Here is a 17,472-nt window from a genome sequence, read left to right on the forward strand (position 1 = left end):
CGCCGTCAGCCGAGCCCGCCCGCCGACCGAGTTCCACACCGCCGACCGCCGCGCCACACTTCCTGCGACAGAACCGAATTACTCGATCGCCCACATCGACCCGACCACCCTCACCGCACTGACCAACACCAGACCCTCCGGGAGGGCGGCGCTCGTCTCCGGCCACATGTTCCTCGGACGACGCGGCCAACCACTCCGACCCGACAACCTCAGCAACCGATTCAACCAACTCGCCCGCGCCGCCGGCGTCCGCCCGATCGGACCGCACCAGATCCGCCACCTCCTCGCCTCCAACCTCCTCAACCTCGGCTACGGCATCCCCGAAGTCGCCGAACGCCTCGGCCACGACCCAGCAACCCTCATGCGCCACTACACCCGCATCAACGCCCAACGCCGCCGCCAAGCCGCCCACGACCTCGCCCAACTCATCACACCAACGGCAGCTCTCATGGACGTCAACACAATTCACCAACTGCAGGCCGCCTAGCCAGCACGGCACCAGACGCATTGCGACGGCGCCAGATCACGGACTCCTTTACTCGGCCGGTTTATGCTGGAGGCGACCTGGGAGAACGTGCTCGAGCACGTCGCTGGGGCCTCCGGCTACCCCTGGGGGTCAAGGGGTCGTGGGTTCAAATCCCGCTGTCCCGACGTGAGAATAGGCCAGCTCAGCTGGCCTTTTTCGTCGGCGTCCGTCGATGCTTCGGTCGTCGCGCGACACGAGTTTTGTCCCGTACGGGCGTACTGTTACCCATCCCCCAGCGCCTTGACCTGCGGCTTTGCCATCACGCCCAACGCGTCAACGCGTGTGTAAGATCCAACCCAGGGACCGTGCTGACCTGCGGTTTCACGGTTTCGACGGCCAGCACGCCGCTCACCGACCCCATTACTCGCCCTGTCCCGCAAGACCCGCGAACAAGGTCTACTGTGGACGATCACGACACGCCGCTGACACGTACGCCCGTACTGTGATCACCAGGGGGCAGACCAGATCGCACGGGACGCGCATTGGCACGTTCGACGGGCACTCCAAAGATCGCCGGCGCCAGTGGCAGGGTCGAACCACACACGTGATCATGGTTACCGGATCTGCCGATGTGCGCTCAGCTGATCTTGACCGTAAATCGAGCGTCGCCAGCTCGACGACTGCGGGCGCCGGTCGCTGCCTTCGACAAGTAGCAGATGGGCCAGGGGCTCCGCTGCTGTGGTCAACTGGCTCAGCTCGCTGATCATGCCAGAGCGGGACACCTGGTGAGAGGGTCAGTCCGCGCACGGCGAGGGCGAGGGCCCACACCAGCCAGGCCGGGAATCAGAAAGCCGAACGGAGCTTCGACAGCAGTTGGGCCACGTTAGCCCGGTTCTTTCCCCAATCAAGTATCTGGGTCGCGAGGCGGCACTCGCTTACGATCTCGACCTGGCCGTCTGCGCCAACCGTGACGGTGATGTCTTCGCCCCAGGAGCGCACGTTTATGGGGGCCCGTGCACGTATCCAGCCCCGATCACCGTCTGAGTCGATCACCACGAATCGGCATGCTTGCAGCGCGGCGACACTGACCGTAACGATCTGCTCTCTTGTGCCGGGCAGAGTCTCCTCAGCCCGGAAACGTGCGGCCATGCCTGCTCCGAGGGCAACCAGCAAACGAGACGGCTAAGAATACATCTCAGCCAGGCCTGCACCCCAGTCGCGGACGGTCTACCGCATCTGCCGCGACGGGCGCGTTCGGTCGGTGGACTGGACAGTCGGGTGATCAACATCGTCCATCGCGTATGGCAGGCTGCCGCAATCGTCCGCTGCTCAAGCGCAGGAGCTAGCATGCCATTGATCCGGATACCGGCAAATCAGACCATGAACGGCAGCGCGGTGCCGCACGTCTGCCCTCGTCACGGCCGATCTGCCACAGCCACGAAGCGGAACCTGCGGTTCGTGTCGAGGCCACCGATCTGGGTCTAGACTAGGCCTGTGCATGCGCTTTCAGGGCCGAGTGCACCCACTTGGAGAGTGCAGGCTTACCAGGTAGGTCCGTAAGGTCGACGGCTGTCCACCGGGCTTCGGAGATCTCGCCATTCGGAGACAGCTCGTCCGAGATCGCGTGTAGGCGGACAATCTTCAGATATCCCAGTTTGCCCTCGCTGGTGGTCAAGTGTTCCTCCAGCACGAGGGCGGACGGCTCCAACTCAACGCCCAGTTCCTCGGTGCACTCACGCCTGGCCGCTTGCTCTGGGGTCTCCCGGGCCGGCTTGTATCCGCCTCCAGGGAGGCTCCACAGGGACCGGTCGCCGTAGCTATGTCGGACGAGAAGTACTCGGTCAGAGTTGACCGAGTGAATGATCAGCACTTTCACGCCATAGGTGGTCGGCTTTGCGATCCGCCAGTACACCTTACGGATGCGATGGAGCAGTCTGAACGCGAGCGGTGGAATCCTCATAGGGATCTCCTGGGAGTCATGGGATCCTCCTACTCAGGCCAGGCTCCGAGGGCACCAATCGGTGGTCAAGGCCGAGCCGCGCCTCGCTCACCGAGACCGTGACCTCTAGCCAGCATCGCCGCCCATAGTTTGGTTCCAGCTTTCTTTCTGAGCCGGATCCAAGTCGAGGTGGGGAAAGTCGAGAAGATACCGATGTGCCAGAGAGACAACATCCTTCAGGGGCATATCATGCAGGCGGTCGAACTCATCAGAGGAAACATCCAGAGTAAAGCTATGTCGGGTTTTGTCGTTGAGAACGGCCATGACAAGGCACCTATAGACGGCCCGGCCTTCGAGGCCAAGCACAGTCAGCATTAACGCCGCAACGTGATCCCGCTGATTCTTTAGCCAATCGGGACGACCATTAGCGCTCCAACGCCCCGATGCCAACTTTGTTAGGTGCTCCAACTCCTGTACGGATAGGACTTTTATATCACCCCGCGATCGACCCCCATAGACATCAATGACAGGCCACTTAAAGCGACGAAGCCTGAGGAACGCCTTCATTATTGACCAACCCTATGAATAAAGATCTCTGTATCCAAATTGATATTATCGTTAAGAGGATCCAGTGCCCGCGCAATCAACTGCATAGCCCTATGGTTGCCCTGGGCGATCACGTTTGGCCGACTCGCACTCGTCGCAATGTATTGCCCATCCTGCGGATTGAACACCGACGCTAAAAGGTCTTCGTCTGAACGACCGTTCGCATCGGCAACTTTATAACCGATAGCTCCATTTCCATTTTGCATGCCAACAAGGTCGCGAACGGTCGCATTCGCGGGAGCCGGCTCGCCCGCGAGCTGGCGGGACAATATGCGATTGCTACGCCAGGGCTCCATCGGACGACCCGTTATCAAACGTCCGATGTACGTGTCATTAGCTTTATTTCGCAGACTTCCAATCAGTCGGTTCAGTCCACCACCGCAGTTGTGGACGAGTACCGGCGTGTCACCGGCCATCACATAGTACGTGTGGACATCGGTGACGGTGAGATCGCGCATGTCGGCGGAGCCGACGGTGTTGCGGACGCTCTTCACCTCGACGATCGCACCGTCGTCGGTGTGCAGGGCGTCGCCGGTCTTCAGGTCTTGGGCGTCGATCCAGGAGTGCTGCGTGTCGTCCCAGAACGGGTGGAACCAGGTGGTGTGCAGGACCGCATCCGAGCCGTCCTTGCTTCGGACGGTGACCTCACTGAGATCGGTGTCCTGGTTGCGGTGCAAGCCCTCGACCTTCTTGCCCTGCGTCGATCCGGACGTCGGGTCGGTGGTCTGGACCTGATCGCCGACCTGGACATCTTTGATCGGCTTGGTGGTGCCGTCCGCCAGCAGTACCAACGTGTCGGGGGCGAAGCTATGCGGCCGCGGGCACGACTTGCCGGAGCCGCCCCCGCCCTCGTCGCTTCGGCTGCTACCGCGCTCCTCGGTTCTGCGGGAACCGCCGCCGGACGCTTCGCCGGAGGTGCGCTTGGGAGCGGTGACCTCCTTGGTACCGCCACCGCCGCCGAGCATCTTCTTCATGCCGCCCGCGGCTGCGGCCTTGAACGGTTTGGTGACGAACTTGGTGGCGCCGCCGGTGTACTTGCTGACGCCGGCGCTGAGGGCGCCGTCGAGGCCGCCTTGGATCATGGTGTCGGCGAGGCCGGACCAGGAGAATTCGGCGTCGCCGCGGGCGACGTCGACCATGTAGCCGGCGCCGGCTTGCATGGCTCCGGCGACCGCGCCGGCGAGGATCAGGCAGCCGACGCCGGTGGCGCACAGTGCTCCGACCGCGACGGTGGCGAGGATGCCGACTGCGGCGGTGGCGACGAACTTCCAGGGGTCCTGTTTGATCGCGTCATAGGTGTTCTTGACGGTGTCGGAGGCGTATTTGATCGCTGCGTTGGCGGTCTGCTGGACGCACTTGGACACGCCGCCTTGCAGGCACTGCTTGGCCTGGTTGTAGTTGTCCTTGACGGTGTTGTACTTCTTCTGGACCCAGTTGGTCGTGGAATTTGCGACGACGTTCCTGGCCTGTGTGGCTTTGTCCAGTAGGTAATCTGCCGTACTGGCCGTCCTACGCCCAGATCCTGCCGGGTGCGCGGGCGGCGTACCTTGCTTGGCTGGCTGACGGGCGCCGGTACCCGCGGGCCCCGATCGGGTATGTCTTCCTCTACTTCTACGGCCTCGAGCGCCGGGTCCTGAGCGACCTCAAGCACGACGGGACCGTCCGCTACGAGCTCGCCGCGATCGCGACTGAGGTGCGACGGCTGCTCGGCATCTACGGCGAGAGCCGGTCGTTCCGCTCGTACGCCACCGACTTCCTCGCCGTACTCGACCTCGTCGGCGACGGCAGCGGCACCATCTCCGTCCCCGACGGGCCGCCACCGACAACCGGGGACCGCTGGTCGCCGCCGATCACGCTGCGCCTTGGCCTCGGCGGCTACGCCCGTGACGGTGAACCCGTCCCGGCGGAGTGGGCCCACGCGTGGGCCTGGTTCCATCCGTCGATCTACGCCCGCACGCCGCAGGAGCGCTGCCCCGACGAGTTCCGGGAGCTATTCACGATTCGCTATGTCGAACGGTTCGGCGCCGGAATTACGCTCGGCGCCGCCGGCCAGCAGCTGACCAGCGAGTACAGCCCAGCAAGCGCCGGCATCGGCAAGGTAACCGTGAAGTTGCAAGTTCCGGACGTCCTCGAGGAGCCCTCGGCGTCGGCTCGCCTCCGCGACCTCGTTGGCTCCGTCACCAACGACCTCGACGCCTACGGCCGGTGGGTAGGCCGCAACCCTGACAAGCGGGGGTCGTTTGCCGAGGCCGCGCTGCTGCCGGCGGAGCTGCTGGCCGGCCGGACCGGTCAGGTCGCGCCGCTGCGCCGCTGGTGTGAGGAGAACGTCGAGCGCGGCATCGTCGACGCCGCCGACCTGCTGCGGTTCTGGGAGTCGGCCACGCCGGGCAAGGCGACGAAGGCGGAGTCCGTCGGGCTTGTGCAGCTGCTCGGGCGGCTCGGGTTCGGTGTCGAGCCGGACGTTCGCATGGGCGGCCCACCGCTCGCCGAGGGCCCGGCCGTGCTGTTCCGGTGCGGCCCGGACGCGCCGGCCTCCGCGCGGCCGCCGTACTTGGCGGTGACGCTGCTGCTGCATCTGGCCGTTGCGGTGAGTCAGGCAGACGGGGAGGTCAGTGCTGCCGAGCACGAGCACCTCGTCGGGCACGTCCGGCAGGCGTTCCAGCTGACCGCCGCCGAGACTGACCGGCTCGCGGCGCACATCCGCTGGCTGACGGCGACCGGAGTCAAGTTGACCGGGCTGAAGCGGCGGCTGGCCGGGTTGGACGCGGCGACCAAGCGTGACATCGCCGAGTTCGCGGTCTCCGTTGCCGCCGTCGACGGGGTTGTCTCCCCCGCCGAGGTCACCACCCTCACGAAGATCTACAAGCTGCTGGACCTCGACGGCCGCGACGTCTTCGGCCGCCTCCACGATGCGGTGAGCGGGCCGGTCGTCGTCCGTGAGCGCGTGCCGGTCGACGACGAGCATCTGCTGCCACCGCGACCGGTCAGCCCGGCGACGCGGACCGGGTTCGTGCTCGACGACGCCGCGATCGCCGCCAAGCTGGCCGACACGGCGAGCGTCTCCGCGCTCCTCGCGACCATCTTCGTCGAGGACGATCCGCAGGACGGGGCACCGGACAAACCCGCCACCCCGCCGGTCCTGCCGCAGCCGACGGTGGCGCCGGTCGACGGGCTCGATGCGGCGCACAGTCGCCTGATCCGGCTGCTGGCGGCGAAGCCGTCGTGGAGCCGCCCCGAGTTCGACCGGCTTGCCGCCGAGTGCGGACTGCTGCCGGCGGGCGCGCTCGACGTGCTCAACGAGGCCGCGCTCGACCGGCTGGGCGACACCGTGGTCGATGGCGACGAAACGCTCGACGTGAACACCGAGATCCTCGAAGGGCTGCTGGCATGACGATCAACGCCGCCGGGCACGGCTCGCGGATTCGTCCCAAGGACCGCGACGCTGTTCTCCAGTCGCTGCGGGCCGGTGTCGTACCGCGAACCGGCCAGCACCACATCCAGGTCGGCCGCGCCGCCGAGGTTCAGGCACTCGTCGCCGACATCGACCGGATCGCTGACGGCGGTGCCGGAAGCCGGTTCGTCATCGGCGACTACGGCTCCGGCAAGACCTTCTTTCTCCAGCTCATCCGTTCGATCGCACTGGAGAAGCGGCTCGTCACCGTCCACGCCGACCTGTCGCCGGATCGGCGGCTGCACGCCACCGGCGGGCAGGCCCGGGCTTTGTACGCCGAGCTCATGCGTAACATGGCGACCCGCGCGAAGCCGGACGGCGGCGCCCTCGCCAACGTCGTCGAGCGGTTCGTGTCGCAGGTGCTGACGAGCGCGCGCGAGGCCGGGGAGAGCCCGCACGTCGTCATCCGGCGCCGCCTGACCGAACTCTCCGAACTCACCGGCGGCTACGATTTCGCCGAGGTCGTCGCGAAGTACTGGGAGGGTCACGACCAGGAAAATGACCAGCTCAAGGCGGACGCCGTGCGATGGCTGCGGCGGGAGTTCACGACCCGCTCCGACGCCCGCAACGCGCTCGGGGTCCGCACCATCGTCGACGACTCGACGTTCTACGACCACCTCAAGCTGCTAGCACGGTTCGTGTGCATGGCCGGTTTTGGCGGACTGCTCGTGTGCCTCGACGAGATGGTGAACCTGTACAAGCTGCACAACTCGCAGGCCCGCAACGCCAACTACGAGCAGATCCTGCGGATCGTCAACGACAGCCTCCAGGGCACCGCCGCGCATCTCGGGTTCGTGTTTGGTGGTACCCCCGACTTCCTCATGGACACCAGGCGCGGCCTGTACTCGTACTCGGCGCTGCAGTCGCGGCTGGTCGAGAACGCGTTCGCGGGCGACGGCCGGGTCGACCACTCCGGGCCGGTGGTCCGCCTGGCGAACCTGTCGCCGGAGGACTTCTATGTCCTGCTGATGAAGCTGCGGCACGTGTGGGCGGGCGGCGACGAGTCGGCGTATCTCGTGCCCGACGCCGCGATCGAGGCGTTCATGGCACACTGTGCCGGCCGGATCGGCGACGCGTACTTCCGCACGCCACGCACGACGATCCGCAGCTTCCTCGACCTGCTCGCCGTCCTCGACCAGCACCGTGACCTCGACTGGCGAACCCTCGTCGACGCGGCCGAGATCGAGCAGGACCGCGACCCTGACCTCGCGGCGCTCCCCGAGGCAGAGCCGGCGGCGGACGACGACCTCGCGTCGTTCCGGCTGTAGCCGTGACCGGTCCGGCGTCGCAGCGCCTCTCAACGCAGTTCGGCCGGCTGCACCCAGCCGTGCAGCGGTGGGTGTACGACCAGGGCTGGCGCGGGCTGCGCGACGTGCAGGAGCGGGCGGTGACGCCGATCCTCGCCGGCGACCGGGACGTCATCCTGGCCGCGGCGACGGCCAGCGGCAAGACGGAGGCCGCGTGGCTGCCGATCGCCTCGGCGCTGCTCGGCGACCCCGACCGGGCCGGCATCGCGGCCGTCTATGTCGGATCGTTGAAGGCCTTGATCAACGACCAGCACGAGCGGCTGACGGCGCTGTTCGGCGACCACCACGTCGCCGTGCACCGCTGGCACGGGGACGTTCCCCAGTCGCAGAAGCAGCAGGTCCTGCGGTCGCCGTCCGGGGTACTGCTGATCACGCCGGAGTCGCTGGAGGCACTGTTCGTGCTCCACGGCGGGCGGATCGCCACCCTGTTCGCCGGACTGCAATATGTCGTCGTCGACGAACTGCACTCGTTCGTCGGTACCGAGCGCGGCGCTCAGCTGCAGTCACTGCTGCATCGCCTCGAGCTCGTCGTGCGCCAAGCCGTGCCCAGGGTCGGGCTTTCGGCCACGCTCGGCGACTTCACCGCCGCCGCCGACTTCCTGCGGCCCGGACGCGGCCCGGACGTCGCCATCGTCGAGGGCTCCGATGACGGCGGTGAGATCCGGCTCCAGCTGCGCGGATACTTGGCCCGACGACCGGACGAGGGTGAGGACCCTCCACACGAGACGGCGATCGCTCAGCACCTGTTCGAGACGCTGCGAGGCAGCGACAACCTGGTCTTCGCCAACAGCCGGGCGGCGGTCGAGCACTACACCGACCGGCTCACCCGCATATCCGAGCGTCTGCGGGTGCCGAACGAGTTCCTGCCGCACCACGGCAACCTGGCCAAGGACATCCGGGAACACGTCGAAGCGCGGCTCAAGGACCGTTCGACGCCGGTGACAGCAGTGTGCACGTCGACACTGGAAATGGGCATCGACATCGGCTCGGTCGATTCGATCGCGCAGATCGGGCCGCCGCACCATGTGGCGGCGCTGCGTCAGCGCCTCGGCCGCTCGGGCCGGCGCGGCGACCAGCCCGCGGTGCTGCGGATGTACGTCGCCGAGCGGGCCCTCGACGGGGAGTCATCGCCCATCGACGCGCTGCGGGTGGCGGTGTTCCAGACCGCCGCGGTCGTCGACCTGCTCCTCGCCCGCTGGTACGAGCCGCCGGACCGGGACAACCCACACCTTTCGACGCTCATCCAGCAGGTGCTGTCCGTCGTCGCGCAGCGCGGTGGCGCGCGTCCGGCGGAGCTGTTCGAGGCGCTGTGCGGACACGGGCCGTTCGCACGGGTCGACCGGGCGACGTTCGCCGCGCTACTGCGCGCAATGGGCGCGGCCGGCCTGCTCGTTCAGGACCGCGGTGGGCTGCTGCTAGCCGGCGGCGCGGGCGACCGGCTGATCAACCACTACACGTTCTACGCCGCGTTCCGCACCGTCGAGGAGTACCGCCTGATCGCCGACGGCCGGACCCTCGGCACGCTTCCGGTGGATCACCCGATTGCGCCGGGGATGCTGCTGATCTTCGGCGGGCGGCGCTGGGAGGTCGCCGCTGTTGACGGGCGGCAGAAGGTCATCGACCTGCGCCCCTCCGCCGGTGGACGGGTGTCGCCGTTCGCCGGTGGCGGCGGCGCGGTCGCGGACGCGGTACGTCGGCGGATGCTGGAGCTGTACAGGACCGGGACCCCGCCGCGCTACCTCGACGCGGCCGCCCGCGCGCTGTTCGACGAGGGCCTCGACGCGTACCGGCGGTTCCTGCTCGACGAGCAGCCGATCATCGGCATGGGCCGCGACACGCTGCTGTTCCCTTGGCGCGGCGACAAAGTCATGGGCACGCTGGCGCTGGCTTTGACCAGCCGCGGGCTCAACGTCGGGCTGGAAGGGCCGGCCCTGTCCGTCCGCGGCGCGGACCCCGCTGAACTGCGGGCCCACCTCGCCGCCCTGGCCGCAACGGACCCGCCATCGGCGATCGACCTCGCGGCGCTCGCCGGAGACCGCACCGTCGACAAGTACGACGAGTACCTCAGCGACGACCTCGCCATCCTGGCCCACGCCGCGCGAGCCGTCGACGTGCCGGCGGCGTGGGACGCGATCCGCGAACTCGCTACTGCCACGGCGACCGGACCTGACCTCTTCCTATCGGCGCCCACGCCGCCAACCGGCGCGACGGCCGTGCTCGGCCGGACCCCGTTCGCGGTGGTCGATGTCGAGACCACCGGTTTCGCGGCCCAGCACCACGACCGCATCGTCGAGATCGCGGTTGTCCGGCTCGACCCAGCGGGCGAGGTTGTGGACCGCTGGACGACTTTGGTCAACCCGGACCGCGATGCTGGGCCGACCCACACGCACGGCCTCACCGATGAGGACCTGCGGCCCGCTCCGCACTTCGCGGAGATCGCCGGGTCCCTCGCCGACCGGCTCGACGGGCACATCCTGGTCGCGCACAACGCCCGCTTCGACGTCGGGTTCCTCGAGGCCGAGTACCGCCGCCTCGGCCTCGACCCCCACCCCCGTCCGGCGATCTGCACGCTCGAACTCGCGGACCGGCTGGGCAGCGGCGCGTCGCGGCGGCTCACCGACTGCTGCGCGGCCGCGAACATTCCACTCGACGACGCCCACACTGCCCTCGGCGACGCGACCGCAACAGCCGCACTGTTCCGGCACGCGCTGCGGCTACTCGCGCCGGACGACCTGACGGGCCTCGGGTGCCGGCCGACCACGTTCCCGGCGTCATGGCTCCGGGACCACGACGGTGCGCTCACCGCCCTGACGGCCCGGCCCACGAAAACGCGATCGGGGCGGCCGCGATCGGTCCACACGCCGCCGATCGGCAGCCTCGCCGGGATCGCCGCCCGCGTCGGGGCCGCCGCCACGGGCGACCACCGCGGCGACGCGTACCTTGACGTACTCGACCGTGCTCTCCGCGACGGGATACTGACCGACGACGAAGGCGCCTACCTGCTCGAGATCGCCCGATCCTGGGGGCTCGGCGCAGCCGAGGTTGAGCGACTCAACGCACGGTACCTCGCCAAGCTCGGCGCCGCTCCGGCCGACCCGGCGACAACCACCCAGCTGGCCCGGCTGGCCGCCGTGCTCGCCAACCAGCCCGCGAGCCCGCGCCGCTGAACCGATCCGCTCCCGTCATCCGTCGCCTGCGCCCCTCCACGCGTGCCGGGCCGTCATGGCGCGCCCTCGCATACCGTAGCCTTGCGCGACGCGCCAGATCCGACCCGCCGCTCTCGACCTCGTGGATGGACGCCGATGGAGACCAAGCCGCTCACGCTGATCCACCTCTTCCGGCGGGAGGTGCGGTTCGTCGTACCACTGTTCCAACGGCCATACGTGTGGGCGCGCGAGGAGAACTGGGAACCGCTCTGGCAGGACGTCATGGCGGCATGGCACCTGCACGGACAGGCCGAGGCCGAGGCGCCGCACTTTCTCGGTGCTATCGTCCTCGACCTCGTCAAAGGGCAGACCGACACAACGGAGGTCCGGCAGGTCATCGACGGCCAGCAACGGCTCACGACCCTGCAGTTGCTCCTGGCGGCGGTGCGCGATGTCGCATCCGAGCTGGCGCTCCCCGAGCGCAACATCAAGTCGCTGCAACGCCTCACCGTCAACGACGATGAGATGAGCAGCGATCCGGACGACACGTTCAAGGTCTGGCCCACCAACGCGGACCGCGGCGCTTTCCGCAACGCCCTCTCCGCCGGATCGGCCGCGGCGTTGGCGTCGCGGTATCCGCTGGAGCGGCCGACGATCGTGCAGGCCTACCTCTATTTCGCCGGCACCGTTCGGGACTGGCTGCTGCAGCTCGACCCTGCCGATCGCGAGGGCGCATTCGATCAACTTGTCTCGGTGCTCAATCATGGCGTGCAGGTCGTGGTGATCGACCTCGGCAGCCGGGACAACCCGCAGGTCATTTTCGAGAGTCTCAACGCCCGCGGTACTCCGCTTCGGGCGTCCGACCTGGTCCGCAACCACCTGTTCCATGAGGCGGAGCGGCAGGGTTTGCAGGTCCAGGACCTGTACGACCGGCATTGGGCCCGGTTCGACGACGGATACTGGCGTGAAGACGTTCGCCAGGGCCGACTCGTGCGTCCTCGGCTGGACGCGTTTCTGGGCCACTTCCTGACGATGGAACTTGTCCAAGAGGTACCGGCACACCAGCTGTTCCTGACGTTCAGGCGCTACGTGAGGGACAGCGGGCTGCCGCTCACCGATCTGATGGCCCGGTTCGGCACGTTCGGCGACGTCTACAGCACGTTGGACACGGGCGCCGGACTCGCACCGTCGGAGCAGGTCTTCCTGCGAAGGCTGGCCGCGCTGGACACCACCGTCATCATGCCCGTGCTGTTGCTCGTATTCGGCCGCGACAACGCCGCGACCCGCCGCAACGTGCTTCAGGTGCTGGAGTCCTACCTTCTTCGACGGATGATCTGCCGGCTCACCACCAAGAACTACAACCGCCTCATGCTCGACCTCCTGCGGCAGCTTCGGCCGGGACAACAGTCAGCCGACGATGTCGTCCTGAAGTTTCTCGCCGGCCAGACCGTCGACTCGAACTACTGGCCGTCGGACGAGGACGTCCGCTACGCCGTTGGCGCGTTGCCGCTCTACAAACAACTCACCCGCGGCCGGGTGCGCATCATCCTGGACCTGGCGAATCGGCGGCTCCAGACGGCCAGTACCGAACAGATCATCCACGACCTCGACCGGCTTACCATCGAGCACCTCCTCCCCCAGGCATGGGAGCAGCACTGGCCGCTCGCGGCGACCGGCACTGCCAGCCGTGCCGAGGAAAGCGCGCGACGTCATGGCTTGCTCCACACGCTCGGCAATCTGACGTTGACGACGCAGCGGCTCAACCAGTCCGTCTCAAACGGCCCGTGGATGGCCAAGCGGAAGGAGATCCTGGAACGCAGCGCGCTGAACATCAACCGAAGCCTGCCCGAGGAATGGGACGACCGGGCGATCCAGACGCGCGGTGCATCGCTGGCCTCGGTGCTCTGCGACGCCCTGCCGAGACCGGCCGCGACAGTCCGGGCGGCTGAGCACCACGAGGAGACCGAGGAGGTCGACGACGACCCCGCGGCCGCGCCGGAGATCCGTTCGGTGGCCGGGCGACCGGGTCGGCGTAACGTGGCGAAGCACATCCTGGCGGTGTTGCAGGCCCATCCCGTCGGGGCCGTGCTGACCGTGTCGCAGATCGCCAACGCCGCGTCCCCAGAGTATCCGGACGCCGACGTGAGTCCCGGCGCGGTGTCCCAGCGCCTGCGGGCCGGGAACGTCAGCGGCGTGGAGGCAACCACGAACTCGGCGGGCTCGCTTGCCGCCACTCTCCGCCGCCATTGACCTGGCCATCGCGCCCCTGCCCGAGTTCGCCGCCACGGCAGCCCTCGCGGCGGGCACCCTCACCCGGCTCCAATACCCGGCACCGGAGCTCAACCCGCGCCTCGTCGGGCGACCGCACAGGAGCGGGATCACGGACTCCTTTACTCGGCCGGTTTATGCTTGTGACGACCTGGGAGAACGTGCCTGAGCACGTCGCTGGGGCCTCCGGCTACTGGGGGTCAAGGGGTCGTGGGTTCAAATCCCGCTGTCCCGACGGTTCTGACCAGCGGATATGCCTTTTGCGGCATGTCCGCTGTTGGCGTTTCTGGCTGAGGTGGTCGCAGGGTGGTCGCGCGCTGCGTGGTCGTTGCGGGTTGATCCAAGACGCCGGCGTCGGCGTTCGATGGGACGGCGGTGTCCCGGGTTGTGTGGTCCGGGTTGTGGTCGCTGGGTGGTCGCGCCGTCCGGGATTGCCACCGGGGCGCCGCAGGCCCGGCCGGGCTGCGAACCCCGGGTTGGGTCGGGGTTGCGGCGGCGAGGGCGGCGGCGGTGGCTTCGACGGCGTCGTTGGCGGCCTGCCGGGTCAGATGTCCGTAGATGTTGACGGTCACCGAAAGGGTGCTGTGCCGCAGGGTCTTGGAGACCACGGCGAGCGGGACTCCAGATGTGATCATGAGGGTGGCGGCGAGGTGGCGCAGGTCGTGGACCCGGATGCGGGGCAGGCCGGCATCGGCGGTGAGGGCGTGCAGCCGGTGCAGCACATGCTCGGGGCGTAGTGGTTGGCCGTCCGGGCGGCAGAACACCAGCCCGTTGTCATCGGTCGGCCGTCCCGGGGTCGCCCGTTGGTGGTGCTGTCGGCGGGCTTGGCGGCGCAGGGCGGTGACGGCGCGGGCGGACAGGGCGATCCAGGCACGGCTGCCGCGGGTCTTGGGGTCGGTGAAGACCAGGCGGGCGTTGTCGACGGCGGCGAGGGTGTGCTGCACGAAGAGCAGCCGGCGGTCGAGGTCGACGTCGGCCCAGCGCAACGCGAGGGCTTCGCCCTTACGCATGCCGGTGGCGATGAGCAGTTCGAACAGGTCGGTGAGCGGGTCGCCGACGGTCCGGCAGTGCCGGAGGAATGCCGCGGCCTCGGCGGCGGTCCAGCAGGTCCGCTCGACCCGGGGCGTCTTCGGCAGCACGGTGTAGCGGGCCGGGTTGTGGGCCAGCCGGCGGTGCCGGACGGCGTCGTTGAGGGCGCTGGACAGCGTGGCTACGCACCGGCGCAGGGTGACCGGACCGCGGCCGGAGGCCAGCTGGGTGCGCACGAACTGGCCGATGTGCTGGTGGCTGAGCCGTTCGAGGCGGATCGCGCCGAGAGCCGGGACGAGGTCCTTGGCGACGTAGTCGGTGTACCGGGCCATGGTGGTCGGCTTGAGTTCGCGGCGTTTCGCGTCCAGCCAGCCAGCTAGGTAGCCGGCGACGGTTTCGCGGTCGTCGAGGTGGACGCCGGTACGTTCGCAGTCGAGGACCCGAGCGAGAGCGGCCTGGGCGGCGTGCCGGGTGCGGTAGCCGCCACGGCGCATTGTGGTGCGCCGACCGGTCAATGCGGGGATGTCGACGGCGAAGCTCCAGCTGCCGTGCCGGGGGTTGGTGGCCAGTTGCGGACACCGGGCGCCGAGCTGCTTGCCGGTGGTGTGGTCGCGGCAGGCGCAGCGGCGGTAGACCCGGCCGCGGTGCGGGTTCGGTCGCATGACGACCTCCAAGATGGTGCGGTGGTCTTCAGCACCAGCCTGGCGCGGGCTGCGACCACACCGCGATCACCGGCCCCGTCGTGGCAGGTCAGCGGCCGGGCCGGTGCCCGCACCGTCAAGGGGTGCCGTCAGAGGCGTGCTCAGCTGGGCCGACCACTGCGAGGGCAGAACGGCCCCTTCACAGTCCGCGTCCAGAAGCTCAGGATCGCCTCGTCGACTTGCCCGAGCCGCCGACGGCGCTTCGGCACGATCCTCGGTTCGAATGCGCCGCTACGGTCGCGGGTACCACGATCTGCACCGGCCGCCGATGTGTGGCGCGCGGATCGGGTGCGCAGCCGAGCCGTACAACCACACATGAGTCTCGAGTACATCAACGCCCCCGGACCTGGTGCGCCCACGAAGCCGTCAATGACCACCTGCAGAAGCTGGGAGACCAGGTCAGCCGGTCGAATGATTCGCCGATGGTGATTCGGGGTCGGGCTCGTGCGCGACGGCGTCGATCGCAGTGGCGACGGTGTCGAAGATCGGTACTCGTTCGGCGATGCCGACGGTGGTGAGCAGGCGGGTCATGAACGCGTTAGGTGCGGCGAGTGCCAGGAAGCCGTTGCGTTCCATGCAGGATCGGTGTCCGTAGACGAACACGCTCAGGCCGGTTGAGTCGCAGAATTCGATGCCGGCCAGGTCGATGACGATGCGCGGTATCGGTAGCGCGAGCGCGGCGTGCACCGCGTCGCGGAGTTGATCGGCGGTCTGCAGGTCGATCTCACCGCTCACCACGATGAGCGTGACCTCCTCGCCAGCATCGGATGTTGAGATCTTCACCCCGGGCAGCGTCCGGGCCGGGCGGACTCTGTAAACGGACAATCTGTGCGAGTGGGTGACCGGTTCGACCGATTGCCACTATTCGGCCAGAACTGATCGTCCGATCGGGTTTGGTGCGTCGCTTCTGGATAGCGGTCCTCGCCGTGCTGCTCGCCGCCGGGTGCACGGCGCCCGACGCGCGGCCCGACGCCGGCTCCCCGGCCACAGCGGCGGCACATGCCGGCTGCAGCCGCGCCATCGGCGCAGGCGCCGATCGGACGCTCAGCTTCCCGGTCGATCCGAGCACCGCCGAGGGAGCGCACGAGCGGACCGCATTGGTGCACGTGCCCGCCGGCTACCAGCCGGATTCTCCCTACCCAGTGCTGCTGGTCTACCACGGACACGGCGGCAACTCCGCGGACGCCGCAGCCAGTACCGGCTTTCTGGAACTGGCCGACCGGGAAGGGTTCCTAGCCGTCTATCCGCAAGGTCTGCCCGACGGGCACGGCGGGCCGCCGATGTGGGCCAGCGCCGGACCGGTCGACCACGGCATCGCCGAACTGCCCGCCACCCGGACCCTGCTGGACAATCTCGCCGCCACCTACTGCGTCGACCCAACGCGCGTCTACGCGACCGGCATGTCCAATGGCGGTGGCATGGCCAACTACCTCGCCTGCGGCCTCGCCGACCGGATCACCGCTATCGCGCCCGTCGTCGGCAACATGTACGACCCCAAGGACGGCGGCTGCCGTCCCACCCGGCCGGTGTCCATCCTGGACGTCCACGCGGTCGATGACCCGGTCGTCGGGTACGAAGGCAGCACCAGTGACCCGGCGTGGCACCTGCCACCGGTTTCGACGTGGCTCGCCGGTTGGGCCACGCTCAACCACTGCTCCCCCGAGTCGGCCGTGCCTGTGGACACTCCCGCCGAGCAACGCCGGCAGTGGACGGGTTGCGCCGGCGGAGCGTCCATCATCGCGTACCGGGTTACCGGCGGTCACCGCTGGCCCGACACCCTCGACGGCGCCCCTGCCGCGTCGGTCATCTGGAGCTTCCTCGCCGGCCACCGGATGCGCTGAGCCGGATCGATCTACGGATCCGGTAGCCGGCGGTGGTGCGGTTGCAGACGACGAACAGCACACCGCGGTCGAGGTCCACCTCGGACCAGCGTAGCCCGCACGCCTCACCCCGGCGCGCGCCGCGCAGATCGATCAGCCACCACAGCGCGTACAGACTGCCGCCACGGGTGTAGTGCAGCAAGCGGGTGGGGCGGAGGTGGGTGCGGGTGAATAGCCAGTACCGCCTTCACCGCTCGACCGTCCAAGACCTGGCGATGCGTTCCTCGCCGGTGGCGGCAAGCCACTCGTCACGGGTGGTGAGGGGGGCGAGCAGCGCTGGCTTGAAGCTGGTTTGAGCCGCTAGGGCGATCACCACGACGAGGATCGCGAGCGAGGTAAGCCGCCGCTACGGCGAGCAGTCGACGCCGGTTCCTGCGTGCCGGAGCTGTCGACGCCACGACCTCGGCGGGTCGTCCTTGGCCGACCTTCGTCCGTGGCAAGGCGCTTCATCGGGTTCCCTTCCTCGCCGTGAATCGACCGTCGGTCGGTCGAAACTCCCGGAAGCTATCACCCTCATCCGATGGCCGGCATCCATCCGTGGGCGTATCGGAATGGTCCGCAAGATTGACGACGGCGTCCCGGCGGACCCCTAGCGTCAGGGGACTCCCTCGAGGGGTTCCACGTGCCGCGGGCGCACAGGAGTGCCGGGCGTTGCATCCCTCGGCTGGTTGGCACTTCC

The 17,472-nt window shown here is 68.2% G+C and carries 13 protein-coding genes; 6 read left to right on the forward strand and 7 right to left on the reverse strand.

The window, feature by feature from the left end; genetic code table 11:
- Positions 1-487: tyrosine-type recombinase/integrase (locus tag ACGFI8_RS45010; RefSeq protein WP_392814508.1), on the forward strand; the 487-nt coding region annotated here is incomplete at its 5' end.
- A gap of 822 nt (positions 488-1,309) precedes the next feature.
- Here ACGFI8_RS45010 and ACGFI8_RS45015 read toward each other — a convergent pair.
- The 4 genes from ACGFI8_RS45015 to ACGFI8_RS45030 form a co-directional block, all read right to left on the reverse strand.
- Complete coding sequence (locus ACGFI8_RS45015; RefSeq protein WP_392814511.1) at positions 1,310-1,615, reverse strand: hypothetical protein; 306 nt, start codon at positions 1,613-1,615, stop codon at positions 1,310-1,312.
- A 337-nt stretch (positions 1,616-1,952) separates the two neighbouring features.
- Positions 1,953-2,426, reverse strand: coding sequence for an NUDIX hydrolase (locus tag ACGFI8_RS45020; RefSeq protein ID WP_392814513.1), 474 nt, complete (start codon positions 2,424-2,426; stop codon positions 1,953-1,955).
- A gap of 105 nt (positions 2,427-2,531) precedes the next feature.
- Positions 2,532-2,729 carry a hypothetical protein gene (locus ACGFI8_RS45025; RefSeq protein WP_392814516.1) on the reverse strand — a complete coding sequence of 66 codons (198 nt, stop codon included), beginning with the start codon at positions 2,727-2,729 and terminating at the stop codon, positions 2,532-2,534.
- A 242-nt stretch (positions 2,730-2,971) separates the two neighbouring features.
- Positions 2,972-4,375, reverse strand: coding sequence for a polymorphic toxin-type HINT domain-containing protein (locus ACGFI8_RS45030; RefSeq protein ID WP_392814517.1), 1,404 nt, complete (start codon positions 4,373-4,375; stop codon positions 2,972-2,974).
- A gap of 104 nt (positions 4,376-4,479) precedes the next feature.
- On the opposite strand from ACGFI8_RS45030, the gene ACGFI8_RS45035 reads away from it, so the two are divergent.
- The 4 genes from ACGFI8_RS45035 (at position 4,480) to ACGFI8_RS45050 (ending at position 13,165) form a co-directional block, all read left to right on the forward strand.
- Positions 4,480-6,402 (forward strand): TerB N-terminal domain-containing protein, encoded by a 1,923-nt coding sequence (locus ACGFI8_RS45035; RefSeq protein WP_392814520.1) that lies wholly within the window; start codon positions 4,480-4,482, stop codon positions 6,400-6,402.
- A complete protein-coding gene (locus tag ACGFI8_RS45040) occupies positions 6,399-7,730 on the forward strand; it encodes an ATP-binding protein (RefSeq protein ID WP_392814523.1) in 1,332 nt (443 codons plus the stop codon). Before ACGFI8_RS45035 ends, ACGFI8_RS45040 begins: the two co-directional genes overlap by 4 nt.
- 2 nt (positions 7,731-7,732) lie before the next feature.
- Complete coding sequence (locus tag ACGFI8_RS45045; protein WP_392814526.1) at positions 7,733-10,936, forward strand: DEAD/DEAH box helicase; 3,204 nt, start codon at positions 7,733-7,735, stop codon at positions 10,934-10,936.
- A gap of 135 nt (positions 10,937-11,071) precedes the next feature.
- Positions 11,072-13,165 (forward strand): DUF262 domain-containing protein, encoded by a 2,094-nt coding sequence (locus tag ACGFI8_RS45050; RefSeq protein ID WP_392814528.1) that lies wholly within the window; start codon positions 11,072-11,074, stop codon positions 13,163-13,165.
- Between the two features lie 218 nt (positions 13,166-13,383).
- Here ACGFI8_RS45050 and xerC read toward each other — a convergent pair whose 3' ends face one another.
- Both xerC and ACGFI8_RS45060 read right to left on the reverse strand, forming a co-directional pair.
- Positions 13,384-14,874, reverse strand: coding sequence for a tyrosine recombinase XerC (gene xerC, locus ACGFI8_RS45055; protein ID WP_392814529.1), 1,491 nt, complete (start codon positions 14,872-14,874; stop codon positions 13,384-13,386).
- A 438-nt stretch (positions 14,875-15,312) separates the two neighbouring features.
- Positions 15,313-15,696 carry an STAS domain-containing protein gene (locus tag ACGFI8_RS45060; protein WP_392814531.1) on the reverse strand — a complete coding sequence of 128 codons (384 nt, stop codon included), beginning with the start codon at positions 15,694-15,696 and terminating at the stop codon, positions 15,313-15,315.
- Between the two features lie 113 nt (positions 15,697-15,809).
- On the opposite strand from ACGFI8_RS45060, the gene ACGFI8_RS45065 reads away from it, so the two are divergent.
- Positions 15,810-16,754: an alpha/beta hydrolase family esterase gene (locus ACGFI8_RS45065; RefSeq protein WP_392814534.1), complete on the forward strand. Its 945-nt coding sequence runs from the start codon at positions 15,810-15,812 to the stop codon at positions 16,752-16,754.
- On the opposite strand, the gene ACGFI8_RS45070 is transcribed toward ACGFI8_RS45065, so the two are convergent.
- Positions 16,717-16,935 (reverse strand): hypothetical protein, encoded by a 219-nt coding sequence (locus ACGFI8_RS45070; RefSeq protein WP_392814536.1) that lies wholly within the window; start codon positions 16,933-16,935, stop codon positions 16,717-16,719. The two genes, ACGFI8_RS45065 and ACGFI8_RS45070, sit on opposite strands and share 38 nt — an antisense overlap.
- Positions 16,936-17,472 lie beyond the last annotated feature (537 nt).

The organism is Dactylosporangium sp. NPDC048998 (assembly GCF_043197855.1).
In the GTDB taxonomy this organism is placed as follows: Bacteria; Actinomycetota; Actinomycetes; order Mycobacteriales; family Micromonosporaceae; genus Dactylosporangium.

Excerpts from the sequence above, each read along its gene's own strand:
- ACGFI8_RS45020 (WP_392814513.1), bottom strand. The coding sequence starts at position 2,426 with ATGAGGATTCCACCGCTCGCGTTCAGACTGCTCCATCGCATCCGTAAG.
- ACGFI8_RS45050 (WP_392814528.1), top strand. The coding sequence starts at position 11,072 with ATGGAGACCAAGCCGCTCACGCTGATCCACCTCTTCCGGCGGGAGGTG.
- ACGFI8_RS45040 (WP_392814523.1), top strand. The coding sequence starts at position 6,399 with ATGACGATCAACGCCGCCGGGCACGGCTCGCGGATTCGTCCCAAGGAC.
- ACGFI8_RS45015 (WP_392814511.1), bottom strand. The coding sequence starts at position 1,615 with ATGGCCGCACGTTTCCGGGCTGAGGAGACTCTGCCCGGCACAAGAGAG.
- xerC (WP_392814529.1), bottom strand. The coding sequence starts at position 14,874 with ATGCGACCGAACCCGCACCGCGGCCGGGTCTACCGCCGCTGCGCCTGC.
- ACGFI8_RS45025 (WP_392814516.1), bottom strand. The coding sequence starts at position 2,729 with ATGGCCGTTCTCAACGACAAAACCCGACATAGCTTTACTCTGGATGTT.